This window comes from Streptomyces sp. KR55 (assembly GCF_052245645.1).
GTDB lineage: Bacteria > Actinomycetota > Actinomycetes > Streptomycetales > Streptomycetaceae > Streptomyces > Streptomyces flavusporus.
The window spans coordinates 1-24,438 of sequence record NZ_JBQQCE010000017.1 but is presented as its reverse complement, the minus strand read 5'-3'; the positions used below and the strand labels follow the sequence as shown (position 1 = coordinate 24,438).

The 24,438-nt window shown below is 69.0% G+C and carries 23 protein-coding genes and 4 pseudogenes; 15 read left to right on the top strand and 12 right to left on the bottom strand.

Features of this window, described 5'->3' with window-relative positions; translation table 11 throughout:
* Positions 1-94: 94 nt before the first annotated feature.
* The 3 genes from ACTWQJ_RS04395 (at position 95) to ACTWQJ_RS04385 (ending at position 5,495) form a co-directional block, all read left to right on the top strand.
* Positions 95-1,303 (top strand): ROK family protein, encoded by a 1,209-nt coding sequence (locus tag ACTWQJ_RS04395; RefSeq protein ID WP_443305272.1) that lies wholly within the window; start codon positions 95-97, stop codon positions 1,301-1,303.
* Between the two features lie 414 nt (positions 1,304-1,717).
* On the top strand, positions 1,718-4,468 hold the full coding sequence (ppdK, locus tag ACTWQJ_RS04390) for a pyruvate, phosphate dikinase (RefSeq protein WP_443305270.1): 2,751 nt from the start codon (positions 1,718-1,720) through the stop codon (positions 4,466-4,468).
* Positions 4,469-4,832: 364 nt separating this feature from the next.
* Entirely contained in the window at positions 4,833-5,495 is a 663-nt protein-coding gene (locus ACTWQJ_RS04385) for an HAD family hydrolase (RefSeq protein ID WP_443305269.1), read from the top strand.
* On the opposite strand, the gene ACTWQJ_RS04380 is transcribed toward ACTWQJ_RS04385, so the two are convergent.
* Entirely contained in the window at positions 5,476-6,702 is a 1,227-nt protein-coding gene (locus tag ACTWQJ_RS04380; protein ID WP_443305268.1) for a helix-turn-helix transcriptional regulator, read from the bottom strand. The genes ACTWQJ_RS04385 and ACTWQJ_RS04380 overlap by 20 nt on opposite strands.
* A gap of 531 nt (positions 6,703-7,233) precedes the next feature.
* On the opposite strand from ACTWQJ_RS04380, the pseudogene ACTWQJ_RS04375 reads away from it, so the two are divergent.
* The 5 genes and pseudogenes from ACTWQJ_RS04375 (at position 7,234) to ACTWQJ_RS04355 (ending at position 10,399) form a co-directional block, all read left to right on the top strand.
* Positions 7,234-7,463 (top strand): annotated as a pseudogene (locus ACTWQJ_RS04375) (hypothetical protein).
* 729 nt (positions 7,464-8,192) lie between these two features.
* Positions 8,193-9,068: a universal stress protein gene (locus ACTWQJ_RS04370; protein ID WP_443305267.1), complete on the top strand. Its 876-nt coding sequence runs from the start codon at positions 8,193-8,195 to the stop codon at positions 9,066-9,068.
* 205 nt (positions 9,069-9,273) lie between these two features.
* Positions 9,274-9,435, top strand: coding sequence for a hypothetical protein (locus ACTWQJ_RS04365; protein ID WP_443305266.1), 162 nt, complete (start codon positions 9,274-9,276; stop codon positions 9,433-9,435).
* Between the two features lie 83 nt (positions 9,436-9,518).
* A pseudogene (locus ACTWQJ_RS04360) lies at positions 9,519-9,854 on the top strand (universal stress protein); the annotation flags it as partial.
* Between the two features lie 164 nt (positions 9,855-10,018).
* Positions 10,019-10,399, top strand: coding sequence for a universal stress protein (locus ACTWQJ_RS04355; protein ID WP_443305287.1), 381 nt, complete (start codon positions 10,019-10,021; stop codon positions 10,397-10,399).
* 270 nt (positions 10,400-10,669) lie between these two features.
* Here the strand turns inward: ACTWQJ_RS04355 and ACTWQJ_RS04350 are convergent, their stop codons facing one another.
* The 3 genes and pseudogenes from ACTWQJ_RS04350 to ACTWQJ_RS04340 all read right to left on the bottom strand — a co-directional run.
* Positions 10,670-11,548, bottom strand: a complete 879-nt coding sequence (locus ACTWQJ_RS04350; protein WP_443305265.1) for a potassium channel family protein — start codon at positions 11,546-11,548, stop codon at positions 10,670-10,672.
* 418 nt (positions 11,549-11,966) lie between these two features.
* A pseudogene (locus ACTWQJ_RS04345) lies at positions 11,967-12,181 on the bottom strand (hypothetical protein); the annotation flags it as partial.
* Between the two features lie 56 nt (positions 12,182-12,237).
* Positions 12,238-12,753: pseudogene (locus tag ACTWQJ_RS04340) on the bottom strand (universal stress protein); the annotation flags it as partial.
* A gap of 396 nt (positions 12,754-13,149) precedes the next feature.
* Here ACTWQJ_RS04340 and ACTWQJ_RS04335 point away from each other — a divergent pair.
* Positions 13,150-13,842, top strand: a complete 693-nt coding sequence (locus ACTWQJ_RS04335; RefSeq protein WP_443305264.1) for a CBS domain-containing protein — start codon at positions 13,150-13,152, stop codon at positions 13,840-13,842.
* 99 nt (positions 13,843-13,941) lie between these two features.
* Here the strand turns inward: ACTWQJ_RS04335 and ACTWQJ_RS04330 are convergent, their stop codons facing one another.
* The gene (locus ACTWQJ_RS04330) at positions 13,942-14,904 is read right to left on the bottom strand and encodes an Acg family FMN-binding oxidoreductase (RefSeq protein WP_443305263.1); all 963 of its coding nucleotides are present in this window, start codon (positions 14,902-14,904) and stop codon (positions 13,942-13,944) included.
* A gap of 139 nt (positions 14,905-15,043) precedes the next feature.
* Positions 15,044-15,961: a pyridoxamine 5'-phosphate oxidase family protein gene (locus tag ACTWQJ_RS04325; RefSeq protein WP_443305286.1), complete on the bottom strand. Its 918-nt coding sequence runs from the start codon at positions 15,959-15,961 to the stop codon at positions 15,044-15,046.
* Positions 15,962-16,182: 221 nt separating this feature from the next.
* Here ACTWQJ_RS04325 and ACTWQJ_RS04320 point away from each other — a divergent pair, with 221 nt between their 5' ends.
* The gene (locus ACTWQJ_RS04320) at positions 16,183-16,833 is read left to right on the top strand and encodes a CBS domain-containing protein (protein WP_443305262.1); all 651 of its coding nucleotides are present in this window, start codon (positions 16,183-16,185) and stop codon (positions 16,831-16,833) included.
* On the opposite strand, the gene ACTWQJ_RS04315 is transcribed toward ACTWQJ_RS04320, so the two are convergent.
* From ACTWQJ_RS04315 to ACTWQJ_RS04305, 3 genes are all read right to left on the bottom strand, one after another.
* Positions 16,811-17,212 carry an Hsp20/alpha crystallin family protein gene (locus tag ACTWQJ_RS04315; protein ID WP_443305261.1) on the bottom strand — a complete coding sequence of 134 codons (402 nt, stop codon included), beginning with the start codon at positions 17,210-17,212 and terminating at the stop codon, positions 16,811-16,813. The genes ACTWQJ_RS04320 and ACTWQJ_RS04315 overlap by 23 nt on opposite strands.
* A 104-nt stretch (positions 17,213-17,316) precedes the next feature.
* A complete protein-coding gene (locus ACTWQJ_RS04310) occupies positions 17,317-17,607 on the bottom strand; it encodes a DUF1876 domain-containing protein (protein WP_129801887.1) in 291 nt (96 codons plus the stop codon).
* Positions 17,608-17,790: 183 nt separating this feature from the next.
* The gene (locus ACTWQJ_RS04305) at positions 17,791-18,405 is read right to left on the bottom strand and encodes an Rv1733c family protein (RefSeq protein ID WP_443305260.1); all 615 of its coding nucleotides are present in this window, start codon (positions 18,403-18,405) and stop codon (positions 17,791-17,793) included.
* Positions 18,406-18,624: 219 nt separating this feature from the next.
* On the opposite strand from ACTWQJ_RS04305, the gene ACTWQJ_RS04300 reads away from it, so the two are divergent.
* The 3 genes from ACTWQJ_RS04300 to ACTWQJ_RS04290 all read left to right on the top strand — a co-directional run bounded on the left by ACTWQJ_RS04300 (position 18,625) and on the right by ACTWQJ_RS04290 (position 21,120).
* A complete protein-coding gene (locus tag ACTWQJ_RS04300; protein ID WP_443305259.1) occupies positions 18,625-19,500 on the top strand; it encodes a universal stress protein in 876 nt (291 codons plus the stop codon).
* 253 nt (positions 19,501-19,753) lie between these two features.
* On the top strand, positions 19,754-20,782 hold the full coding sequence (locus ACTWQJ_RS04295; RefSeq protein ID WP_443305258.1) for an alcohol dehydrogenase catalytic domain-containing protein: 1,029 nt from the start codon (positions 19,754-19,756) through the stop codon (positions 20,780-20,782).
* Between the two features lie 83 nt (positions 20,783-20,865).
* Positions 20,866-21,120, top strand: coding sequence for a hypothetical protein (locus ACTWQJ_RS04290; RefSeq protein ID WP_443305257.1), 255 nt, complete (start codon positions 20,866-20,868; stop codon positions 21,118-21,120).
* A 1-nt stretch (position 21,121) separates the two neighbouring features.
* On the opposite strand, the gene ACTWQJ_RS04285 is transcribed toward ACTWQJ_RS04290, so the two are convergent.
* The 3 genes from ACTWQJ_RS04285 to ACTWQJ_RS04275 all read right to left on the bottom strand — a co-directional run bounded on the left by ACTWQJ_RS04285 (position 21,122) and on the right by ACTWQJ_RS04275 (position 22,986).
* A complete protein-coding gene (locus tag ACTWQJ_RS04285; protein WP_443305256.1) occupies positions 21,122-21,538 on the bottom strand; it encodes a TIGR03668 family PPOX class F420-dependent oxidoreductase in 417 nt (138 codons plus the stop codon).
* A gap of 286 nt (positions 21,539-21,824) precedes the next feature.
* A complete protein-coding gene (locus tag ACTWQJ_RS04280; RefSeq protein WP_443305255.1) occupies positions 21,825-22,280 on the bottom strand; it encodes an excalibur calcium-binding domain-containing protein in 456 nt (151 codons plus the stop codon).
* Between the two features lie 214 nt (positions 22,281-22,494).
* Positions 22,495-22,986 carry a nucleotidyltransferase domain-containing protein gene (locus tag ACTWQJ_RS04275; RefSeq protein WP_443305254.1) on the bottom strand — a complete coding sequence of 164 codons (492 nt, stop codon included), beginning with the start codon at positions 22,984-22,986 and terminating at the stop codon, positions 22,495-22,497.
* Between the two features lie 101 nt (positions 22,987-23,087).
* Between ACTWQJ_RS04275 and ACTWQJ_RS04270 the strand changes: the two genes are divergently transcribed.
* Together ACTWQJ_RS04270 and ACTWQJ_RS04265 are read left to right on the top strand one after the other, a co-directional pair.
* Positions 23,088-24,140 (top strand): NADP-dependent oxidoreductase, encoded by a 1,053-nt coding sequence (locus ACTWQJ_RS04270; protein ID WP_443305253.1) that lies wholly within the window; start codon positions 23,088-23,090, stop codon positions 24,138-24,140.
* 47 nt (positions 24,141-24,187) lie between these two features.
* The coding region (locus ACTWQJ_RS04265; protein ID WP_443305252.1) for a MerR family transcriptional regulator at positions 24,188-24,438 on the top strand (251 nt) is incomplete at its 3' end.

Below are 24,438 nucleotides of genomic sequence, written 5' to 3'. Positions count from 1 at the left end.
CGGTTTGACCATCGCTACCGTAGGGTTACGTCTATTTAACACGCAAAACCCAATATGTAATGCAGGGTTGAGAAACACAAGGGGGTGCGCAGGTATGGCTGGACGGAGCGCGAGCCAGGCGAGCGCCGGGGAACTGCTCGAGCTGGTGCGCAGCGGCCGCGCCACCACCCGTGGTGCGCTCCAACAGGTCACCGGCCTCTCCCGCGCCACGGTCGGCCAGCGCCTGGAGCGGCTCTTCCGCGCGGGCTGGCTGCGCGAGGGCGCCGGCGGCCCGGTCGACTCGCCGCTCGGCGGCCGGCCCTCCATCACCCTGGAGTTTGACGACGCCCACGCGGTGGTCTGCGCCGCCGACCTCGACACCCGGCACGCGCGTGCCGCCGTCCTGACGCTGAGCGGCGAGATCCTCGCCGAGCACGGCGGCACTCTGGTCATCGAGGACGGCCCGGAGCCGGTCCTCGGTGAGCTGGGCCGCTGGTTCGCGGAGCTGCTGGAGAAGGCCGGGCGCGGTGCGCAGGAGGTCTGCGGCATCGGTCTCGCCGTGCCGGGCCCGGTCGACTGCGAGACCGGCCGGGTGATCCAGCCCCCCATCATGCCGGGCTGGGACGGCTACGACATATGCGGCCGCCTGGCCAGGGCGTTCACCGAGCACACCGGCGCCGGTGAGGTGCCGGTCCTGGTCGACAACGACGCCAACCTCATGGCGTACGGCGAACAGCGCACCGGCTACCCGGACTGCTCGGCGTTCGTGCTGGTCAAGGTGTCGACGGGTATCGGCGCGGGCGTCGTGGTGGACGGCTCGCTGTACCGGGGCATCGACGGCGGCGCCGGGGACATCGGCCACATCAGGGTGCCGGAGGGCGCGGATGCGCTCTGCCGCTGCGGCTCCTACGGCTGTCTGGCCGCCGTCGCCAGCGGGGGCGCCGTGGCCCGGCGGCTGGCCGAGGCCGGGGTGCCGGCCGCCTCCGGCGCAGATGTGCGGGACCTGCTCGCGGCCGGGCATCCGGAGGCGACGGGGCTGGCCCGGGAGGCCGGGCGCCGGGTCGGGGACGTACTGGCGACGGTCGTGACCCTGCTGAACCCCGGGGTGCTGATGATCGCGGGCGACTTGGCCGGAACTCCCTTCGTCACCGGCGTACGGGAGCTGCTGTACCAGCGGGCGCTGCCCCGCTCCACGGCCCGGCTGGACGTCGTGACCTCGCGGCTGGGGGAGCGGGCGGGGCTGGTGGGGGCGGGGGCACTGGTCGTGGAGCACCTGTACGCGCCGGAGCGGGTGGAGGAGAGGTTGCGGGCGCTCGGGGTGTGACTGTGTGTCGCTCCGGTTGCGGTCTCTCGCGGGCGTCCGCATGGTGAAATCTCGCCCCCTGTGGCAGCGTGATTCTCGCCACCCTTGATAAGGGTCGCGCTCAGATGAGCGGATCATGCGCGACTGCACTTCTCCAAGGGGTGGCACTGAGTGCCACCCCTTGATCGTTCATCGATCGAAATCAGACGTGCTACAGACCGCTCATATGAGCGAGAATCCCGATCCCTGGGTAGGCGTGCGTTCAAGAAGTGAAAACATCCGCCCGTCGCCGCTTACCAAGCTTTGACTTTCGATCCGGTGGCGGACGACTGGTTACAGGCGCATGACGGGCAAGTGGACGTACCCAGACGCCTTCGATCTGGGTATGTTCCTCGCCGTCAGGGCAGCCACCGCGTCCTCAAGGAGTTGGGACCCGTGTCGGAAAACAAAGATCCCCACGTAGCAGCTCAGGCTGGTTCGAGCGTTGAGGGCGTGAAGTTCGTTTACGACTTCACCGAGGGCAACAAGGACCTCAAGGACCTCCTCGGCGGCAAGGGCGCGAACCTCGCCGAGATGACCAACCTGGGCCTCCCCGTCCCGCCCGGCTTCACCATCACCACCGAGGCCTGCAAGGTCTACCTCGACAGCGGCGAGGAGCCGGCGGCACTGCGTGACGAGGTGAGTGCGCACCTCGACGCGCTGGAGCAGCGCATGGGCAAGAAGCTGGGCCAGGCGGACGACCCTCTGCTCGTCTCCGTCCGCTCCGGCGCCAAGTTCTCCATGCCCGGCATGATGGACACCGTCCTCAACATCGGCCTGTCCGACAAGTCGGTGCAGGGCCTCGCCAAGCAGGCCGGCGACGAACGCTTCGCGTGGGACTCCTACCGCCGCCTCATCCAGATGTTCGGCAAGACCGTCCTCGGCGTCGACGGCGACCTCTTCGAGGAGGCGCTGGAGAAGGCCAAGGAGGCCAAGAAGGTCACGGTCGACACCGAGCTGGAGGCCGCGGACCTGAAGAAGCTGGTCACCCGCTTCAAGAAGATCGTCAAGACCGAGGCCGGCCGGGACTTCCCGCAGGACCCGCGCGAGCAGATGGACCTCGCCATCAAGGCGGTCTTCGACTCCTGGAACGGCGACCGCGCCAAGCTCTACCGCCGCCAGGAGCGCATCCCGCACGACCTGGGCACCGCGGTCAACGTCTGCTCCATGGTCTTCGGCAACCTGGGCCCGGACTCGGGCACGGGCGTCGCCTTCACCCGCGACCCCGCCTCCGGCCACCAGGGCGTCTACGGCGACTACCTCCAGAACGCCCAGGGCGAGGACGTGGTGGCCGGCATCCGCAACACGGTCCCGCTCGCGGAGCTGGAACAGATCGACAAGCAGTCGTACGACCAGCTGATGCAGATCATGGAGACGCTGGAGAACCACTACAAGGACCTCTGCGACATCGAGTTCACCATCGAGCGCGGCCGGCTGTGGATGCTCCAGACCCGCGTCGGCAAGCGCACCGCGGGCGCCGCCTTCCGGATCGCGACGCAGCTGGTGGACCAGGGGCTCATCGACGAAGCGGAGGCGCTCCAGCGCGTCAACGGCGCCCAGCTCGCCCAGCTGATGTTCCCGCGCTTCGACGAGCACGCGAAGGTCGAGCAGGTCGGCCGGGGCATCGCGGCGTCGCCGGGTGCGGCGGTCGGCAAGGCGGTCTTCGACTCGTACACCGCGGTGAAGTGGTCGCGTTCCGGCGAGAAGGTCATCCTGATCCGCCGTGAGACGAACCCGGACGACCTGGACGGCATGATCGCGGCCGAAGGCATCCTGACGTCCCGCGGCGGCAAGACCTCCCACGCGGCCGTGGTGGCCCGCGGCATGGGCAAGACCTGTGTCTGCGGCGCGGAGGAGCTGGAGGTCGACACCAAGCGGCGCCGGATGACGGTGCCGGGTGGGCATGTGGTGGAGGAGGGTGACCTCATCTCCATCGACGGCTCCAGCGGCAAGGTGTACCTCGGTGAGGTGCCGGTGGTTCCGTCTCCGGTCGTGGAGTACTTCGAGGGCCGGATGCACGCGGGTGCCCAGGACGCCGACGAACTGGTCGAGGCCGTGCACCGGATCATGGCGTTCGCCGACCGCAAGCGGCGCCTGCGGGTGCGCGCCAACGCGGACAACGCCGAGGACGCGCTGCGCGCCCGTCGCTTCGGCGCCCAGGGCATCGGTCTGTGCCGTACGGAGCACATGTTCCTCGGCGACCGCCGTGAGCTGGTCGAGCGCCTCATCCTGGCCGACACGGAGGCCGAGCGTGAGGAGTCCCTGAAGGAGCTGCTCCCGCTCCAGAAGCAGGACTTCGTGGAGCTGTTCTCGGCGATGGACGGCCTCCCGGTGACGGTCCGCCTCCTCGACCCCCCGCTGCACGAGTTCCTCCCCGACATCACGGAACTGTCCGTTCGCGTCGCCCTGGCGGAGTCCCGTCAGGAGCCGCACGAGAACGAACTGCGCCTCCTCCAGGCGGTGCACCGCCTGCACGAGCAGAACCCGATGCTCGGCCTGCGCGGCGTACGCCTGGGCCTGGTCATCCCGGGCCTGTTCACGATGCAGGTACGGGCGATCGCGGAGGCCGCGGCCGAACGCAAGAATGCGAAGGGCGACCCGCGCGCCGAGATCATGATCCCGCTCGTCGGCACGGTCCAGGAACTGGAGATCGTCCGCGAGGAGGCCGACCGGGTCATCGCGGAGGTCCAGGCGGCGACCGGTACGGAACTGAAGCTGGCGATCGGCACGATGATCGAACTGCCGCGCGCAGCGCTGACCGCCGCTCAGATCGCCGAGGCGGCGGAGTTCTTCAGCTTCGGCACGAACGACCTGACGCAGACGGTGTGGGGCTTCAGCCGCGACGACGTGGAGGCCAGCTTCTTCACCGCATACCTGGAGAAGGGCATCTTCGGCGTCAGCCCCTTCGAGACCATCGACAAGGACGGCGTGGGTTCGCTGGTCGCCGCCGCCGCGAAGGCCGGCCGCGAAACCCGCCCCGACCTCAAGCTCGGCGTCTGCGGCGAACACGGCGGCGACCCCGAGTCGGTCCACTTCTTCCACGAGGTGGGACTGGACTACGTCTCCTGCTCACCGTTCCGGATTCCGGTGGCGCGCCTGGAGGCGGGCCGGGCGGCATCCCAGTCGCAGGGCAGCGACCACCGCTGACCCACCGACCCCGGAGCCGCCGCTGATCCCCGACCCTCACCGATCCGGCGGCGGTTCCGGCACGCAGGAAGAGGGGGCGGCACCCTGTGCGGAGGGTGCCGCCCCCTTTGCCGTGCCCCGGGAGTGGTCAGCGGGCGTCGCGGCGCCTGCGTGCTCTTGCCACCGGCGGACTGGCCGCCGAACCCACCTTGTGTGCCCCACCCTGCTGACGCGCTCCTGAATCACCCACCGGCCGTGAACCGCCAAGCCGACCCGGCGTGCCTGCGACGGCGACGCCCGCCCGGGCGCGAGCGTAGCGAGCATCAGCTCACCCAGGTGTGCGGAACCGATCGGGCGACGCAGCAGGCCCGTTACCCTGACCCCCATGATCCGCGCAGTGGTCTTCGACGTCGGTGAATGCCTCGTGGACGAGACGAGGGAGTACGGCACGTGGGCTGACTGGCTGGGCGTACCTCGCCACACCTTCCATGCCATGTTCGGCGCCGTCATTGCCCAGGGCCGCGACTATCGCGAGACGTTCCAGGAGTTCCAACCCGGCTTCGACCTGTATGACGAGCGGGAGAAGCGTGCAGCCGCCGGGCAACCGGAGACGTTTGGCGAAGAGGACCTTTATGACGACGTCCGGCCGACGCATACGCAGCTGCGCGCCGACGGGCTGTGGCTCGGTATCGCAGGCAACCAGACGGTCCGCGCCGGGAAGATCCTCCGTGAGCTCTTCTCCGAAGATGTAGACCTCATCGGCACGAGCGATGACTGGGGCGCCAGCAAACCGGACCCGGAGTTCTTCCGGCGCGTCGCAGAAGTCACCCCCTTCGCCAACGACGAGATCCTCTACGTCGGCGACCGTGTTGACAACGACCTGCGCCCGGCCGTCACTGCGGGCATGCGCACCGCGCTGGTGCGCCGGGGCCCGTGGGCGACAATCCAGTGGCAGACGGAGGAAGCGAAGGAGCTCCCGACCTTCAGAGTGGAAAGTCTCCGCGAACTCCCTCGCCTGATTCGCGATTTCAACGGGCAAGGGCGCTGACAGTCGTTGACCAGCTGTAGAGGCGGTCGTCCAGTTCCCTTACGCATTGCTCATGCTGGTGCGGCGCGAGAGCGCGCCGCACCTCGCGGATCCGCTCCATGCCCATCGCATACCAGGTTCGCGCCAGCTGATCGAGCGCACGCAGAGCGTACTCACAGGCCTTCTCCGGTTGGCCGGCCGCGGCCTCCACGGCTGCCAGGTCACCCAATACGACGGTGGACTGTTTCTCCTCGCTGGAGCCGAGCGAGTCCAGCACGCCGAGCAGTGTCTCCCGCGCCTGCAGAAGATGCCCGGCCTTCATTTGTGTGTTGCCCTTGAACGCCGCCAGCCGGACCGGCGAGAACCAGTCCAGCCATTCAGGAGAACGGTGTTCTCCGCCCCTGGCGAGGACGTCCTCTGCGTGCCCGATCAGGTGCAGTGCAGTCCGCGTGTTACCGCACCGCGTCTCGCACTCGGCCTCCACCGTGTCGAGCCACGCCATCAGCTCTGCGGAAGCGGGCCCGCGGCGGGCGTAAGCGCGGGCCGCGACCATCCGCTCCATGGCTGCTTCGCGCTCGCCTGACCATGCCGGGATGAAGGCGGTATGAGCAAGCGCGGCGGCACCGAGCAGCGGATCGTCCGCTTCGCCTGCTGCCTGGAGTGTCCGCAGCAATGTTTGCTGCGCGCTGCCCGGCTCGCGCATGTCGAAGAACTCGATCCGCCCGGCGAGCAGCCATGTCTCGGCGAGTGCGGCGGCGACCGTTTGCCTCGTCTTCCCCGCCGTTTCCGGCAGCAGAGCGCACCCGAGTGTGGCGTGGGCCAGAGCGGCGGGGTGGAGCGTGGCCGGCGCGACGGACCAGTACAGGCGCCGGTGCACGCGGGTCACGCTCAGGTAGTCCTGCCCTACGGATGAGGGCTGCCTGGCCGTGGCCTGCGTGGGAACGGAGGCGAGCCGGGCTATGGAAGCCGTGCCTGTTGGCAGGGCGTCCTGCCTGCGGCTCACCGGGACGCTGCCCGGGGGAGTGAAGCCGAGCGCCTCCAGGCCCTGCCCCAAGAGGCTGGCGATGGCCTGGGCTTGGGCGGGCTGTGGCCACGGAGGACTCTCGGACTCCCAGCGCCGGACCTGTCGTACGCCGACGCCGAGGGCATCCGCGAAGGCTTGCTGTGATGCGTATCCCGCGGCTACCCGAGCCGATTTCAGATGGATGTTCCCTGTAGGTCGGGGCACTGTTCCACCTCCTGTGCGGGCCGTGGACACAGCCACAGCGGGCCCTCTCTCACACCGGCCGTCACCCGTATGGTGCACCAAAAGCCCCAACTGCTGCGAGTGAAAGTCCTTTATAAGTCCTCGAATTGAGGACTTCACGCGGACATCCTGGAGCGACACCGAAGACCTCGGCAACCGAGTGGCTGGCCCCGGGGGGCATGACCGAACTGATCGGAGCAGACCGACTATGCACTTTGTATTACGGGCTGTTGCATGGGTGAGGACGCTCCTGCTCGAGCCGCCTGAATCCGTACGTACGGCCCGTAGCGCGGACCTTGGCACCGGTCCGCGCCCGGCGGGGCATGTGCCTTCGCCCGAAATGTGGGCCGAGATCCTCGCCAGCGCACGCCGTCGCCGGGCTCCGCGCCTGTGGCCGCCCACCGTGCCGCCCGCCGACGGGGAAGACGTCTGCGTCGGAGCCCCGGTACGCAGCTACGTGCTCTCGCCTCAGGAGCGCGCTCGGATGCTGGGCGCCCGCATCGGAGAGGGGCGATGACGATGACGGCGTACGAGCCGCGCTGCGGCGACACCGTTGAGGACACCGGCACCAGGAAGATCGGCAAGGTGATGGGCTTCGAGGGCCCGTACGTTCAGCTGCGGCCGATCGGCGGTGGCCGGGAGTGGGACGCCAGGCGGGAGAACCTGAGGCCGGTCACCACTGCCGAGGCGCTCAGCGCAGGCGTCGCGTTGCCAACGCCCGGTCGAGGGGGGAGATGCCGTGAAGTCGAACGACTCCTTCCCGGCCGACACCGGGACGCTGTCTGCCGAGTGTTGGCTCGCACAGCGGCCCGACTACGCGGACCTGCACGGCGAATGCCGCCAGGCCACGGACGTGCCCCTGCCTGGCGCCATGGGCGTGCTGCTTCAGCCGCGCTGCCGCTGCCTTTGCCACGGGCGGCCCTCACCCGCCTCACCCGCACGTCGGAGGCCACCCGTTGACGCCTGACCGCTTCATCCGTACCCCACTCGCCCCCGGCGCGATCGACCCCGTCCTCAAGGCGCATGTCGATGCCCGCGCCGACCTCCAGCACCTGGAGCACTACCAACCGGCCCGCATGCGAACCCAGCTGGAACGCCACGCAGGCCGCCCCGGATGCGCTGTCGCAATCGCCTCGTATCGAAACGAGCCAGTCGGCGTCGACTCTCATGGTCAACCCCCTCGCCGGGGACGGCCTACACCAGGCGCGCTTGCAGACGCGCCTTCGCCCTGAGCGGCGACTGCGCACCGCGGCGGTGCCCCACTTTTGCACCTGCTTGCGAAGAAGGGCCTGCTTCCGACGCCGTGATGCATGAGCATTGCAGGATGAATGGCACCGATCCGGCAAGCTGCCTAGGGTCGATGGCGATGGCGCGACCCGAAGGCGCTCCAGACCACAGGCCCCTCCGCCGTGGCCGCTGCTCCAGCGAGCCGGGCACGGTGCCACGCACACGATCCGAAGGAGGTCCGCCCGATGCCTCACCATGTGACCGTCGGTGTGGATGGGTCTCTCGAGAGTGCCGCCGCCGCCGAGTGGGCGGCACAGGAAGCGATGCTGCGCGAGGTGCCGCTGCGCCTCGTGTACGCGGACGAATGGCCGGTCTCGGCGGCCATTCCTGTCGCCGGCCCCGATGTGCCGCGGTGGTCCGACGAGCTCCTGGCCGCTGCCGCGGAGGAGCTTCGGCAGTCCTGTCCCTCCCTGGAGGTCAGTACACGGCGGCTGTCCGGGCGGCCTGCGGCCGCTCTGTCGATCGAGGCGGCCGAGGCCGATCTGCTGGTGCTCGGTTCCCGCGGCCTGGGCGGTGTCACGGGCTTCCTCCTCGGATCCGTCGGCATGGCGACGATCGGTGCCACCGAGCGGCCGGTCGTGCTCGTACGGGTGCCGGGACAGCCGGGCGGGCGGACCACGGCCGCTCCGGGCGACTCCTCCGGCGATGTGGTCGTCGGCGTGGACATCCACCACTCCTGCGAACCGCTCCTGGACTTCGCGTTCGACGAAGCCGCGCGGCGCGGCAGCCGCCTGCGGGCGGTGTACGGCTGGTCGCTTCCGCCGGTCGTACGCGACGCCTCCGCGCTGGCAGCAGCCGAGCGGGAGGTCAGCCAGGACGTCGCACGGTGCCTCACGGGCATCCTGGCGCCCTGGCAGCAGAAATTCCCCTCGGTGGAAGTCGTCGAGCGGTCTCCCATCGGCGCGCCCGCTCAGCAGCTCGTTCGGGCGGCCGCCGACGCGGAACTGGTGGCGGTCGGCCGACGCATCCGCAGGTCGCCGCTGGGGGCGCACATCGGGGCCGTCGCCCACGCCGTGATACACCACTGCGCGGCGCCGGTCGCCGTCGTCGCCCATGACTGACCGTCCCGGCCAGGCGGACGTGGTGCTCCCGTCGGCCTTCGATGTGCCCGCCGCGCTCCGGTTCCCGTTTTGGGCCGTCGCCGAGACAAGAGCCCGTGAGATGGGCCTGATGGCCCTCGATCGGGCCTGGTGGCCCCTCCTCCCGCATCCGCGACGGCATGACGCTGGTATCGGAAGCCGACCGAGCTTGACGGAGGTGTGCGTCATGGTGCAGCCCGTTGTCGCCGGAGTCGACGGATCCGCTGGAAGCCTGATCGTCGTCGGTCACCGGACGGCCGACCAGCCGGTGGGCCTGCACACTGGACCCGTCACGCACACCGCCATCCATCACGTCGGCTGCCCCGTGGCCGTCGTGCCCCATGCATGAGACACGCGGGGGCCGCACCAGCCGTCCCCGCACGCACCAGACGACCAGGGAGGTGACGGTCATGATCAGGCCAGTCGTGGCCGGTGTTGACGTTTCGCCGGAGGGGCATTGCCGCGGCCGACTGGGCGGCCAGGGAAGCCCTGCGCCGAGGACTGCCGCTCCGGCTCGTGCATGCCTGGGAGGCGGGCCTGCCGGAGGGCGCCCCAGAGGCGGCACTGCCGGAGCTGAGGGCACCTCAGTACCACGCCCGCCGGGTGCTGCACAGGGCGCTCGACCAGCTGAGCGAGCGATACCCGCAGCTGTCCATCACCGCGGAGCAGGTGTGCGGGCCGCCCGTACCCGCCTTGCTCGCAGAGGCGGAGAACGCCGAACTCCTGGTCGTCGGCAGCCAAGGGCCCAGCGGCCTGGGCGGGTTCGTATCGGGGGCAGTCGCCATGGACACGGTTGCCCGCGTTGAACGGCCGATCGTCCTCGTACGGGACCGTGACACCGCCGAGGACGAGCATCTGCCGGACGGCGACGGAAAGCCGTCGGTCCGCACGCCCTGCCGTGACGTCGCGGTCGCCGTCGACGTCGACGAACCGTGCGACGACGTTCTGGACCTCGCATACCACGCCGCCGAGCGGCGCCGGGCGCCGCTGCGCGCGATACACGCCTGGCATGTGCCGTTTTCCCGCGGCCTCCCGGACGCCGAGGAACGCGCACGGACCAGGACGGAAGCGGAACGCGAGCTGGCAGAGCTGCTCTCACCCGGACGAGAGAAGTACCCCACCGTCGTCGTCAAGGAGAACCTCTCGAGGGACGCCCGGCACACGTCCTCGTTCCTGCCGCGGGCGGCGCCGGTCTGCTCGTCGTCGGCAGACGCAGGCGCCGCGCAGCGGTCGGACTGCACCACCCCGGCCCGGTCGCCCATGCACTGATCCATCACGTGCATTGCCCGGTCGTGCTGGTGCCGCACGACTGACGGTTCGGTCTCCGATGCGCGTCCGAGGCCCGGGGTCCTATACGAGGGAGTGATCACCGAGGGTCACTCAGCCGCGCAGACGATCTCGACGAAGTGGCCCACGCCTCGAAGGACGGGGCCCGTTCTCAGGGTGCCCCCTCCAAGGCCGACCACCGGTGATCGACGGGCCTACGCGCACTGCGGAGCGGAGGAGGGAGATGACGTCGGGCGCGGTAGGGCCGTGCGTCCATGGGGGCGAACCGTGCCCAGGCGTCTGTCTGGGCACGGTGGTCAGGACTGCGTGAGGCTGCGCCCGTGGTCGGCGGCGTAGGCGGTGAAGACTTCCATCGGTGTACCACCCGTGTGGAGGAAACGCTGGTCGAGGATGGTGGCTAGGTCTTCCAGCGCGCCCGCGAGGACATCGCCGGTCAGACGCACATCCGGCCGCCGGGCGGCTTGCCCGCGCTGGGCGAGGGCAAAGGCATAGCCGATCGTGGCTGCCAGGGACGAATGGTCCTCCCCGTCGTGGAAGTAGTAGGCCTCGGCGTACTGGGTGAAGTCGATCCGGACACGTGCCACCTCGGTGGCCAGACTCTCCAGCAGTGTGGCGCCCACAGTGCCGTCCAGCTGGTGGACGGACGGGTCCGAGCGTTGGAGAAGGGCCAACCGGATCGCAAGGACCCTTCTGCGGGTCAGCGCCGGGTAGATCTCCAGCACCCAGGAGACCGTGGCCGTCAGGAGGGCGAAACCGACCAGGGCTTCCAGCGGCGAGACCAGGCGAAGCCATCCTTCGGCGGGCGCGATGTCCCCCAGCCCGAGTGTGGCGACGGTGACGAGCGACAGGTAGACGGCGTCGAGCAGCGGCGGTTGCTGTGCCGCCTGGGAACCAGGCGTGAAGCTGAACGCCCCTGGCATGTGAGGCCAGTAGATGATGGCCCAGCCCACGATGATGGTGACGGCCCAGATGCCGACCACAGTCACCATGGCCAGCGGCCCGACAAGCCCGACCACACGCCTGCGCGCACGAAAATGCCGGGCCAGTCTCCACAGCGCCGTCATGACGAGGCGGCTCAGGCCTCCGTGACGGGTGGGGTGCCAGAGCGTATGGAACAGGTCCCGCAGGGCGACCATGACCAGCCCGGCTCCTGCCAGCGAGACCAACCACTTCATGCACGTCTCCCACGGCCCTGTTCCGCAGAGCAGCCTGGGCAGCGAAGGCCGCCACTCCTGCCGCCCGAGTCGATCCTCGACTCGGAGCCTAAGCCGAAGACAACGCTGCAGATCGCCGAATCGCCGCGTCCCCGGGCTGCTGCATCCCCTCCTCGAGGACGGTCATCGGCCAGTTCGCGGCGGCGTCAGCGCAGCGAACTCGTCGGCACTTCGGGCCCAGCAGCGACTGGCCGCACGGAAGCACTGCATACCTGCATCCCTGCGTGGTCGTCGTGTCCGCTCCGTCCGCCGGACGGGTCACCGTATCGGCAGCTCGAGCGTGCAGGTCTCTCCTGGTGCGATGGTGACGGCCCGGTCGGGCAGTACCACCCGGATCGGTGATTCCTCCGAGTCGGGCACACCGATCCGAAGCTGTCGCCAGGTCCTCGTTCACCACCTGCCGTCCACCACGGTGGACTCCACGCGGTTGTAACACCCGGCCGCGTAAGTCCCGGGGTAGTGCACCAGGCCGGCCCTGCTCTCGGGCACTGCCCCAGGGGTGGCGAAGTAGCCGTTGCCGAGCGTGCAGAGCGATTCCCGCAGCCGCTCGGCTGCGGGGGCGTAGCCCTCGTACTCCCAGGTCCATTCCGAGATCCGCCGCCCTCGCCCGCTCTCCCTTCACAACAGGGGCGCAGCGCACGCACTGGAGTTCAGGTTTGCTGCGGGATGACCGCGACCGGGCACTCGGAGTGATGCAGCAGAACATGGGCGACACGGCCCAGCTGCAGACCGAAGTGGCCGTGCCGACGCTGAGCCCCGACCACGATCAGGTCGGCATTGGCCGACGCGTTCAGGAGGACCTTGTGGGCGGGACCTTCGACAGGCCGACGACATACCTCGACCCGGGGGTGATCCTGTACAGCCTCGCGCAGGGCGTCGTCGAGGTTGGTCGAGGCTCGTTCCTCGTGCGCATGGGCGGCATCATCCGCGAGCTGCGGGTGGTCCACGTTCTCGTGGGGCGGGCTGCGCCAGGCCCGCACGGCTTCCAGGGCACAGCCGCGCGCCTCGGCCTCGCGGAAGGCGAACCGTATGGCGCCCGAGCCCTCGGTCGAGTCGCCGATCCCGACCACCACCCGCGCGAGGGCTCCCTGCCGGTTCTGTTCGCCGCCACGGACCACCACGACCGGGCACACGGCGCGGGCCGCCACCGCGAGACTGACCGACCCCGCTCCCCACCGCCTTCCTTTCCGGCCGCTGCGAGCACCCCTGTGAATACCGTCGCACCGCCCAAGGTCCACTGCGACAGGCGGATCGGCCCTGAAGGGGGTACCTCCGGCCCGGGTGCCGCCGCCCCGCTTGGCGGCGATGGTGGAGTCGTAGGGCCGGTCAGCCCACCTCCGTGCCCCTTAAGACCCTGAGGCCGGGCGCCTTCTCGCGGGAGGCTGGAGCTGAGAGCAGGACAAGTGGCGCGAGCGGGCCCCACCCGCGAGAGGGAGCCAGCAGATTGTCGCCGGAGTTATCGCGGACCGGCTCAGAGCTGCCCGGGTGGGACTGCTCGACCTGTACGCGCCCTACGGCGCCGGGCCCGATCCCTGAAACGCCGACGCGAGAGGAGGCCTGAAGTGCCTGAGACCCCGCACATCGTGAGCGATGTGATGACCCTGACGGTGGTGGCCGTCGGGCGCGACGCGCCCTTCAAGGAGATCGTCCGGACCATGGAGCAGTGGAAGGTCAGTGCCCTGCCTGTCCTGGAGGGCGAGGGGCGTGTCATCGGTGTCGTCTCCGAGGCCGACCTGTTGCCCAAGGAGGAGTTCCGCGACAGGGACATGAGCCTCTACGAGCAGCGGCAGCGCCTGTCCGACGTCGCCAAGGCGGGAGCAGTGACCGCGGAGCAGCTGATGAGCACTCCTGCCGTCACGGTGCACCCCGACATCACCCTGGCACAGGCCGCGCGGATCATGGCCGTGAAGCACGTCAAGCGGCTCCCCGTGGTCGATGACTTGGACATGCTGCAGGGGATCGTCAGCCGTGCCGATCTGCTGAAGGTGTTCTTGCGGTCGGACGAGGAGATCGAGGAGGAGGTCCGCCGCACGGTGATCGCCTACCTCTTCCCAGCGTTCAGCCACGCCATCCACGTGAACGTGCACGAGGGAGTCGTCACTCTCCGCGGACAGATCGGCGACACCTCGCTCGTTTCCGTTGCCGCGCGCCTCGCCCGCGCGGTGGAGGGCGTGGTGGACGTCGAGTCCCATCTCACCGGCGGGATCGGCGGGACCGGCGGGACCGGCGCTCCGGCCAGTTCGGAAGGCGCGTAGTGACAGGACACCACGCGGAACCGACCGATGGCGGGTGCCGTCGGCCATCAGGGAAGCGCAGGCGAGGCGTAGGCACTGACAGGCGGCACCTCGGGCGGGTCAGGGCTGGATGTCGAGTACTTCCGGCACCGGGCGGCGCGGTGTGCTGGGGCTCTTGGGACCGTATCCGAGGCGCAACACCATCTGCGTGAAGCCCCTTCCCGACACCGGGTCGCGCAACGGCCAGCGCAGGTCTGTCCACTCGAGGGCTTGGGTGGCGAAGGAGCTGGACAGGCCCTCAACGGTGGCCAGCAGCAGGACGCGTTCCATGGCCTGGCCGGCGCGCAGCCAGTCCCCCGGACGGTCGTTGCTCGTGCTGAGGAGGGCCAGCTGAGTGGACCCCTCGAAGTCGGCGGCGGCACGGCCCGCCACCGGCCTGGTCCCGGCGAAGTCCCGCATGGGAGCTTTGCCCCCGCGTTTGCGCGGCCCGAAGGCATAGGCCGGGACGCCATCCGGGGCCGTGCCCACCGACGGGGCGTCGATGTGTGTCCATTGCTCCAGGTCCTGGTCGCTGCCGCGGTCGGTGATGTTGCGCGCCTCGGCTTCCTGAACCAGTTCCAGCACCTCCTGCAAGTGCCAATCGGTGGGAAAGGTCAGCATGGCTCCCTCACGGCGGGCAGCGTCGCTGAGGGCCGTCCGCACGGCCTGGGGGATCTCCGTCTCCTCGAACGGGAAGCGGCTGCTGTGCCGCTGGTGAATCGCCGAATACAGCGCGGCGAGGTCGCTCTCGCCGATCGCGGCGCCGGTCAACTGCACGGTCGCCAGCAGCGCCGGGTCGGCGGGGTCTGGCAGCAGCCGGACTGCCGGGTACCAGCCCCCGTCAACCACCGCGACCCGTAGATTCAGCAGCGCGGCGCCACAGCCGAGGTGAAGGCCACGGGTGTCGGGGTCGGAGTGCGGCATCACGCGGTCGAGATCGGCGCGCACGTGGAAAGTGCGGCTGCCCTGGAAGTAGCGAAAGCGCCACGGCTGCGCGTTGTGCATCGACGGGGCGGCAGCAGCGTCGTGGACCAGTGCCGTCACACGCTCATCAGACGGTGCTTGTCGGATCACCGGAGCCTCCCTTCGCGAGTCGGCGGCCCCCGGGCGGGACCGCTCTGCTCCTGTCGCGGGATCCTGCTCAGGGAAATGCGCGCCGGTAGCAGCGGCAGTCCGTGGCCGCTTACTGATCGGCCGGACCGATACGGCGGCCGGTGATGCGCGTGGGCTGGATCGACACCCACATCTCGCGTTCGCCGCCCGCCCATGGCTCGGTGTGGGCACGATCGGCCAGCCGCCGCACCGCGTCGGGCTCCGTCACAACCCGAGCGGGGCCGACGACGAGCACGCTCCAGCCCTGGCTCATGGCCTCGTCCAGATGATCGACCTCAAAGGCGACGTCCGATCCCACGGCCGCCGCAGGAACCGACTCGGGCGCGGTCCGGAAGGCGATCGCGTCGTCGACGACCTCGTAGTTCACCGGGACGATCGCCGGGCCGTCGGGCGTCGACACCGCGACGCGGCCCACGCCGTGCGTGGAAAGCCGGGCGCGGCATTCGTCGGGGCTGAGGTCCCGCAGCTGTGGGTGGAGGACCGCCAGGCCTTGGCCGGGCGGCAGATCGAGGCCGCCTCCTTTCAGGGCCGCGACGCTGGTGCCCAGAGCATCGGCCAGACGGATGAGAGTCGCGAGACTCGGGTCGGCCGGCTGTTCTTCGAGGTACGCCAGGTAGTCCGGCGCCATCCTGGCGCGACGGGCTGTTTCTGTCCGGGTGAGTCTCTGTCGTTCGCGTTCGGTGGCCACGCGTCGGCCGATGTCGCCAGGGTTGGGTGTCCCGTAGGGCGGGATCCTGTCGGACACGACGCCCGGCTCATCCATGCTCGTCCGGGAGGGCTCGTGGGCTGTCTCGGGCCCGTGCTCCAGGTGACGGATATGTGCGTCGGGCCCGGGGAACACCAGCGTCACCTCGTGCGTGTCCGACCAGCGCACGTCGTAGGGAGGTGTTCCATCCGCATGGTGGAGTCCGACAATCTCGCCGTCGCGCCTGGTAGCGCCGGTCGTCGGGCTTTCGATGACGAGTTGATCGCCGAGGTGAGCTCGCATGATCGCCGCCACTTTCTCAAGATGTCGCTGTACCCAACGTGCCACGCGCGACGCGCCGCCGCACGGGACGAGAAACCCTGATCCGGGGGCCGAGCAGGCCCGGTCTCGGGACCACTGGCCCAACAACGCGGGCCCGAGCGGCTCACCCGTGGGCGACTGGTTCCTGACACGCTTGACACGTGACCACGACTGGCTGTCACGTGCCCGGAAGGAGAGGCGCCATGCACCACCGAACGGTCGCAGAGCTCATGACCCGAGACGTCGTCCGGGCGCGGCGTGACCTGCCGTTCAAAGACATCGTCAAGCTGTTGGCGGAGAACGATGTCACCGCCGTACCGGTGGTGGATGAGCTGGACCGCCCGATGGGGGTGGTGTCCGAGGCCGATCTGCTGCGCAAGTCCGCGGATCAGGCCGACCCGTCCGGCCTTACACCGATTCCGCATCTGGAGGCGTGGGAGCGGGCGAAGGCCGAAGGGGCCCGGGCCGAGGAACTGATGTCGGCTCCTGCCGTCTGCGCACGTCCGGAGTGGACCGTGGTCGAGGCCGCCCGCCTGATGGAGGTCCACGGCGTCAAGCGACTGCCCGTGGTGGACGAGACGGACAGACTGCAGGGGATCGTCAGCCGCAGCGACCTCCTGCGGATCTTCCTGCGCCGTGACGACGCCATCCGCGACGAGATCACCCGGGACGTACTCCACCAGACAATGGGCCTTGCTCCGTCAGAGGTGACGGTCGAGGTGCACGAGGGGCAGGTCACCCTCGGCGGATCCGTCGAGTTCAAGAGCCTGATCCCCGTCATCGAGAGGCTGTGCCGGAGCGTTGACGGCGTGGTCTCGGTCGCTCAGCACGTCACGTACCGGACCGACGCGTGATCGCGGACCGAGGTTGGGAGCACGGGTCGACGGGCAGATTCGTGCGGTAGTCGAACTGCCCGATGTGGCGGGTGTGACGCCGGACCACGTCACTGCGTTCCTTCTCCTTGATCTCGCCATGGACATCGAGCTCGACGTCGGTGACCTCCACGGTGATCTGGTCCTTGCTCACGCCGGGAAGCTCAAGCTCCACCAGGTACGCGTCCTCGGTGTCCTCGACATCGGCCAGCGGCGACCATGCCTCGGCCGTGCCGAGCCCACCTACACCGGGGAAGGCGGACCGCATGAGCTGGTCCATCCGGCTGTGCAGATCCTCAAGCTCGCGGAACAGGTCCCATGCCGGGAGAGCGCCCCGACCGCGACGGACAGGTAGCGTCATCGGTCATCCTCCTTGCCTTCCGAGGCGGCAGCGCGTGCGCCCTTGAGGCGGACATGCTGCTCGTTGGGTTCCCAAGCCGAAGCCGGACACCCGCGAGGTTTCGGTCACATGGGCCACCCAGTGACCTGGTAAGGGTCCGGCCCGGTCGCGGCCGCGCCCATGCCTTCGATGTCACGTTCGGCGGCACCCAGCAGCTGCTCGGCGAGGTCGCGCATGGCCCTGCCCGCTGCCAGTTCGTCCCCGATCTCAGGCACATCCGTGTCCGCCGGATTACGGTGCGCGACTCCGTGGCCTGTGAGCGTCGCATCTCCGGTTTCCAGCACCACACGTGCCTTGGTGGTTCCCTCGTCCTCGAAGAGGTAGAGGTGAACCCTCCACTCCTCGCTGTGCGGCATCGCTTTCCTCCTCATGCCGGTACGGACCGATGCGATCCAGATGTGCATCGCTGCGGGCTCCGGGGCGCCGGGCCGGTCATCCCCTCCCGCAGATACGACATCGCCATGGTCACCTCGTACAGATCGGTGGTCGTCGCATCGGACATCGCCGCACCTCCCCGGAACCGAGCAGCGCTCGGGCTGTCACTGGCGGAAGCGCCCGGACCAAGACGGCTCCACCACGTCCCACTCGGCGTCCCACTGCGAGTACCTTCTGCCGTCCAGCACCCGGCGCATGCCCGCCCTTGCCGCGAGGACCCCTGCGGCCACCGTGACCGCTGCCATGCCGCCCGCCAGCCAGGCGGTGGCTGTCGCGTTGTCCGCGGTCATCGGCGGACTGGTGATGGTTCCGTCCCGGTCCAGCCAGACCCGTACAGTCACGCCTTTGGGCGTACCCGCCTTCACCGTGGCCGTTCCGGTCCTCTCCTTGCCGTCCTTACCCGTCCAGCGGACCTGCGACCGCTGCATGATGTCCTCCGCACCATCCCGCGCTCCTTCGGCATCCGAAACCACCCGGGCGGTGATCGCCTGCCGCTGCGCCGACTGGGCCTGCACGACGCGCATCGAAGCCTCGTAGGCCGTCAGCCCCGCACTCACCGAGGCCGCCGGTAGTCCGAGGGCGAGTACGAGCATCAGGAATCGGAAGAACCAGGATTCGATCCTGTCGGACGTACGCCTCAGCGGGTTTGCGCCCTTGGACGGGTGCTTCTGGTGCGGCGGGTGGGGGCTGGATGCGTACGGCGAACCCGGTGCGTTCATGACATGACCTCCAGCTATTGCTGGCCACTTCCCCCACGATCGAACGGCGGCAGACCCCGGTCAAAGGGCCGAAGGTCCCGGCGGGCGCATGCGCAGAAGGGTGCTTTGGGGTACTCCTCAAATGAGAAGAAGGAGCCGTGCTCGGCGTGCCGGCGCAGTCTGGACAAAGAGGACTCACTCACCCTCCTACCAGCTTCTTACGAGACGGAGGCAGCCGCCATGGAGCCAGTCATCACCGTGGGGCTCGACGGCTCACCCGAGAGCCTCGCCGCCGCCCATTGGGCCGCTGATGAAGCCGGGCGGCGCAAGGCCACGCTGCGCCTGCTGCACGCGTGGCCCCTGCTGGCGCCAGAACCGGCCAACGCCCCCTCGGAGATCGATCAGAACTACTGGGCGAAGCGGATCGTCCGCAACGCGCGGGCGGAGCTCCAAGCACGCCACCCCGGTCTTTCTGTCGTCGGCGATCTGGTCGCCGAGGACGCTCAGGACGCACTGCTGCAGGCGGCGTCGGAGTCCGAGATGATCGTGCTCGGTTCGCGTGGGCTGACGCCCGTCGAGAGCTACTTCCTGGGCGACATCAGCATGCCCGTCGTAGCACGCGCTGAGCGGCCGGTGGTGCTGGTGCGTGCCGAGAAGCGCGAAGGAGGGCCGCCGCCCACTCCAGGTACGCCAGGCGCCGTAGTGGTAGCACTGAAACTCCACGGCCCGTGCGACAACTTGCTCGAATTCGCCTTCGGCACCGCCGCAATGCGCGGCACGCCTCTTCGCGTCATCCATGGCCAAGCCCTGCCGGTCCATGCGTACACTCCCTGGGGCGTAGATCACGACGTCACCGACGAGGTCGCGCAGGACGTGCACAAGCAGCTGAGCCAGGCCCTGCGCCCCTGGCGCGAGAAGTTCTCCGGGGTGGAGGTGGTCGACGTTGTCCGGCTCGACAGCCCCGCCAAGGCCGTCGTACGAGACGCCGAGGGCGCCGGGCTGCTGATCGTCGGCCGACGCAAGCACCGTCCACCCTTGGCACCACACCTGGGTTCCGTAGCCGAAGCCGCCATCCACCACGCACGCTGCCCCGTCGCCGTCGTCCCCCAAGACTGAGCCGAACCACGGCGGGGAGCCGACGATGCCGGTCTTCCGCACTCCTACATGGAGCCGGGTTGACGAAAAACGCGCCGATGCAACTGGTGGCCTCCTCGCGGGAATGGACGGCTCCGCAGACAGGGCCCCGGTGGGCTTGAGCAGCTGCGGCACGTGACTGTGGACCATCGTCCCTTGAAGAGCCCGACGGTCCGGTTGCCCTCACGTTCCGCGAGGGCGACGGTGGAGGGGGGTAGCGAGGGAGTGAGCGACCATGCGAGCACTCGTCTACCACGGCCCCGGACAGGCCTCCTGGGACACAGTCACCGATCCTGCGATCGAGGAGGCGACCGACGCGATCGTGCGCGTCGACGCGACCAGCATCTGCGGCAGCGATCTGCACATCCTGCGCGGAGAACTCCCCGACGTGAAGCCAGGGACGGTCCTCGGTCACGAGGCCGTCGGCGAGGTGATGGAGATCGGCCGCGAGGTCCACTCCGTCCGCCCTGGGGACCAGGTGATCGTGTCGTCCGTCTCGGCCTGCGGCCGCTGTCCGTTCTGCCGGGACAGCATGTACGGGCAGTGCCGCTTCGGTGGCGGGTGGATCCTCGGGAATCTGATCAACGGCACGCAGGCCGAGTTCGCACGCGTGCCCTTCGCCGACCACTCCACGCACCGGCTGAGTGCCGGCCTGGCCCTCGACGACGCGGTCCTGCTCGCCGAAGTCCTCCCCACCGCCTACGAGGTCGGGGTCCGCAACGGACACGTGGGCCCAGGAGACACCGTCGCCGTGGTGGGTGCCGGTCCTGTAGGACTTGCCGCGGTCATCACCGCGCGCATCTACTCGCCTCGCAGGGTCATCGCGGTGGACCTGTCTCCCTCCCGGCTGGAAACCGCCGCCCGCCTGGGCGCCGACTCCGCCGAACTGCCGGGGCGGCTGATCGCAGATCTGTCCGAGGGCCCCGGAGCCGACGTGGCCATCGAGGCCGCAGGCGATCCGGACAGCTTCATCCTGTGCACACGCATCGTGCGGCCAGGAGGGCACATCGCCAACATCGGCATGCACGGCAAACCGGCCACACTGCATCTCGAAGCTCTGTGGCGCAAGAACGTGACGATCAGCACCGGCCAGGTCGACACCTCCTCCACACCCTGGCTGCGCGACCTGGTGACATCCGGACGCCTGCACATCTCGCAGCTCGTGACACAAACCTTCACCCTCGACCGGATGAAGAACGCCTACGAGGTCTTCGCCCACGGCACCGACACCGGCGCCCTCAAGGTCGTGCTGCACCGCGAGTGATGCGCCCAGTCAAGAGCAGTCCGCGACACACACTATGCCTCCGCAGCTGGACGCACTCAGCGCAGCCGACGTAGGTACGGATCGTGGGCGCACCGTGGCAGCAGTCGGACACGGACGTCCACGGCGGTGACGCCGCCGGGACGGGCCCCCATTACTCGTTCGCCCTCATCGGACTGACGATCGGGATGTTCTCGACGCGCAAGCTGTTCAGGGTGTGGAGCGGCGAGATCAACGAGGGCGTGAGGCGGGACAGGTACGACTACCCGCGCTCACACCTCGTGTTCTGCGTCGTCTCCATGATCGTCATGTCGTTCGCCGCGTTCGTACTGACGGGATGATTCACCGAGCCGCCCAGCCGCTCCACCGGTCGACGCGAATGGCGACCGCAGGACCCCGGGGAGGGGAGTGTGCGTACTGCCCGTACTTGCCGCACAGCAACTCCACCGCCGAAAGCCGTTCCTGCCCGTCCTCCAGTACTTCCCCGCGACCGTCCGCACGAGCCCACCACAGGGTCGACCAGTCCTCGTCGTAGTGGTCGACCAGCGCCGTCACCGAAGGGTTCTCCCGGATGTTGCGCAGGCGGCGCAGGTCCCACGTGCTCTTGGGCTTGTCGTCCACTGCGAAATACACGACGTCGTTGTGGACCGCGAAGGTCACGGGCACCACATGCGGAACTCCCCCGGCATCGGCCGTCGCCAGCCGGGCGACCGGCGAAGCGGCGAACCGTTCCCTGGCGACGCGCGGGTCGAGCTTCATGGACCCACGGTACGAGGCTGCGCGGCTTGCCTGCCCGCAGGCACGCGGCTGTGCCCGTCCGGGCGTCGGTGCGGAGCGCGGTGAGGGTCGGCGGACGGGCCGTGAGGGGCGTGGGACAGACGGTCAGACCAGCCGATCGAGGCCACGGACGCATGGACGCCGTACGACGCGGTCAGCTCGTCCGGCGGCGGCGCGAAGGCGGGGCGCATCCACGACAGGTGCGCCAACGCCGGGCGCCGCCGCTGATCGGCGGCCACTGCCGCCAGTTGAAGAGGGACACCATGTGTCAGGTGTCGCAGGCCACACCGTCGTTGTCGCGGTCCAGGTGGGAGGCGTAGCCGGGTTCGCCGCGGAGGATGGGAGCGGCGTCGGCCTCCCGGGCTTCGGTGCAGTTCGCGTAGTAGACGTCGACGGGGACCGAGTCGTCCGAGTCGGTGCCTGCCGGGGGTTGTGCCATGACCGTCCGGGTGGCTCTGATCGTCTTCGTCGCCGTCACCGTCGGGGCCGGTTCGGTCTCCGGTGATTGCGTCACCGTCGCTGTCGCGGTGACCGTCTCCGTCGGGGTCGGTCTGGCGGCCGCCGGTTTCGCGTTCGTGGTCGTGTCGTCGTCTCCGCCGCCGCTGCCGGCGCCTATGCCGAGGAAGAACGCCAGCGCCAGCGCCGGGAGCACGTAGCGCTTCCTCGCCCACCTGGGCGCCGGGCGGAGAGGTGGTGGGGTGGGTGTCGTGTACGGGTTCGTCATGTCGTCCCCCAACGAGGTGTTCTGTGAGGGGATGAACGTAGTGCCAGGTCATCTGGGGCCACGTGACACGTGGCCAATTTGTGATCTATGTGTGAAGAAGATGTGGGTGTGTGGTGCTTGCTCGCGCTCATCAGCGACTCATGAGCGCAGGGGCCCGCATCGTCCTCGAGCCCGGGCCGGCCCGTGGTATCCGGTGGGCGCCTTGGAGAGCGGGTCAGAAGTGGGTGGCGATGCCGAAGGCCTGACGGAGCCGGGCCATGTCATGGCGGTCATGGTCGGCCGGTTCGTAGCCCTGGTGGAAGTAGACCTGCTGCTCGGGTGACAGGCACGGAACGGTGGTCCCCTGGATCGTGCCGGTGACGAAGCACGAGGCGGGATAGACGAACGGGTGGTCAGGTTCGTGTGAGGCCTGCACTGCGGACCCATCCGTGGAAAAGGTCAGAGGGTGCAGATCGATCTCCCGACCAAGTGGGTCGGTGACGACGAACCGCACGGGGCGCCAATCGAGTGTCTCGACGAATCCCGCAGCCGCGAGAGCCGCCACGACTGCCGGTTCCTGGTTCCTCCGGTGCATCAGATCCAGGTCACGGTGCTCGCGGGTTTGGTCGCCGACCAGAGCATCGATGCCCCAGCCACCGCCTATCCAGACGCCGACATCCGCATTCCGCAGCACGGCAAGAATGGACAGTACGTCGTCGGCCGTCATCACCTCGTGCACGTTAGCGTTGATCATCTGGGCGGGCGAATGGATTTGCTGTCGCGTGTGGCTTGACCTTCACGCTTGGGTCAATCCCTAGCGTCGCCGGCATGAACTCCTCCTTGAAGAGCGCTGCAGCGTCCGCTCGTTCCAGCATCATCCCTCGCACCGGGCTGGAGGCCCGGCTCGTCGCACGGCCCGAGGGGCTCCCCACTCTCGACGACTTCGAGATCACCGAGGTCGCCGTCCCGGATCCGGCACCGGGCCAGGTACTGGTCCGCAACCTGTTCATGTCACTCGACCCCGGCATGCTCATGTTGATGGCGGGCGAGTCCGGCCTGCCGATGCCCGGCTACGAGGTCGGTGAGGTGATGTACGGGGACGCCGTCGGTGAGGTGATTGCCTCGGCGGATCCGGCACTGGGCGCAGGAGACCTCGTAGTACATCGGCTGGGCTGGCGTGAGTACGCCGTGGCCCAGGCCGGGGTGTTCCGCCGCGTCGGCAAAGATGCCTACCCAACCGCTTCCATGCACCTGGGTTTCGGGCTGGTCGCCTATGTCGGGCTCATGGACGCGGCGAAGCTGCGGCCCGGCGACACCGTCTTCGTCTCCAGCGCGGCGGGGGCGACGGGGAGCATGGCCGGTCAGATCGCCCGGCTCAAGGGAGCGGCCCGGGTGATCGGCAGCGCAGGTTCGCGGGACAAGGTCGCCCATCTGACCGAGAAACTCGGATTCGACGCGGCGTTCGACTACCACGACGGTCCCGTCCTTGACCGACTGCGCGAAGCTGCTCCCGACGGCATCGACGTCTATTTCGACAACGTCGGGGGCGAGCAGTTGAGGGCCGCGATCGAGGTCATGAACGTGCATGGCCGCATCGCTGTCTGCGGAGCCCTCAACCGGCAGAGCAAGGCCCGCCCCGACGAGGGCCCCGGCGATCTGCTGAGCGTCCTCGGCAAGCGCCTGACCATCCGTGGCTTCACCATGTGGGACCACCTGGAGCGTGCTGCGGAGTTCGGCGCGCAGTTCCGTGGCTGGCTGCGCGAAGGATCGATCATCTACGACGAGACGGTGATCGACGGGCTCGCGAACGCGCCGCAGGCGCTCCTCGATCTCGTCTGCGGCGCGTACACCGGGAAGCCAGTGGTCCGGCTCGGGAGTTGACCTTGACGTATGCGTGAAGCCTTACAACTGGCCCGGAGGTGGCTGCAATGCTGATCGGTGAACTGGCCGCACAGACGGGGACCACGACCCGTGCCCTGCGCTACTACGAGGAGCAGGGTCTGCTGGAGTCCGGCCGGACGGGCTATCGCGTGTACAGGCCGGGCGCGGTGACCCGGGTCCGCAACATCCGCGAGCTGCTGGCCTCCGGGTTCACCGTCGAGGACGTGAAGTCCTTCGTGCGCTACCTCGATGCCGATCTGCCTGAGGTGTTCGAGTACTCGCCGTTGTGGGCCGAAAG

Excerpts from the sequence above, each read along its gene's own strand:
- ACTWQJ_RS04315 (WP_443305261.1), bottom strand. The coding sequence starts at position 17,212 with ATGACGCTACCTGTCCGTCGCGGTCGGGGCGCTCTCCCGGCATGGGAC.
- ACTWQJ_RS04270 (WP_443305253.1), top strand. The coding sequence starts at position 23,088 with ATGAACTCCTCCTTGAAGAGCGCTGCAGCGTCCGCTCGTTCCAGCATC.
- ACTWQJ_RS04395 (WP_443305272.1), top strand. The coding sequence starts at position 95 with ATGGCTGGACGGAGCGCGAGCCAGGCGAGCGCCGGGGAACTGCTCGAG.
- ACTWQJ_RS04285 (WP_443305256.1), bottom strand. The coding sequence starts at position 21,538 with ATGAAGCTCGACCCGCGCGTCGCCAGGGAACGGTTCGCCGCTTCGCCG.
- ACTWQJ_RS04305 (WP_443305260.1), bottom strand. The coding sequence starts at position 18,405 with ATGAACGCACCGGGTTCGCCGTACGCATCCAGCCCCCACCCGCCGCAC.
- ACTWQJ_RS04275 (WP_443305254.1), bottom strand. The coding sequence starts at position 22,986 with ATGACGGCCGACGACGTACTGTCCATTCTTGCCGTGCTGCGGAATGCG.
- ACTWQJ_RS04295 (WP_443305258.1), top strand. The coding sequence starts at position 19,754 with ATGCGAGCACTCGTCTACCACGGCCCCGGACAGGCCTCCTGGGACACA.
- ACTWQJ_RS04300 (WP_443305259.1), top strand. The coding sequence starts at position 18,625 with ATGGAGCCAGTCATCACCGTGGGGCTCGACGGCTCACCCGAGAGCCTC.
- ACTWQJ_RS04325 (WP_443305286.1), bottom strand. The coding sequence starts at position 15,961 with ATGCGAGCTCACCTCGGCGATCAACTCGTCATCGAAAGCCCGACGACC.
- ACTWQJ_RS04280 (WP_443305255.1), bottom strand. The coding sequence starts at position 22,280 with ATGACGAACCCGTACACGACACCCACCCCACCACCTCTCCGCCCGGCG.
- ACTWQJ_RS04310 (WP_129801887.1), bottom strand. The coding sequence starts at position 17,607 with ATGCCGCACAGCGAGGAGTGGAGGGTTCACCTCTACCTCTTCGAGGAC.
- ACTWQJ_RS04385 (WP_443305269.1), top strand. The coding sequence starts at position 4,833 with ATGATCCGCGCAGTGGTCTTCGACGTCGGTGAATGCCTCGTGGACGAG.
- ACTWQJ_RS04350 (WP_443305265.1), bottom strand. The coding sequence starts at position 11,548 with ATGAAGTGGTTGGTCTCGCTGGCAGGAGCCGGGCTGGTCATGGTCGCC.
- ACTWQJ_RS04365 (WP_443305266.1), top strand. The coding sequence starts at position 9,274 with ATGGTGCAGCCCGTTGTCGCCGGAGTCGACGGATCCGCTGGAAGCCTG.
- ACTWQJ_RS04370 (WP_443305267.1), top strand. The coding sequence starts at position 8,193 with ATGCCTCACCATGTGACCGTCGGTGTGGATGGGTCTCTCGAGAGTGCC.
- ACTWQJ_RS04320 (WP_443305262.1), top strand. The coding sequence starts at position 16,183 with ATGCACCACCGAACGGTCGCAGAGCTCATGACCCGAGACGTCGTCCGG.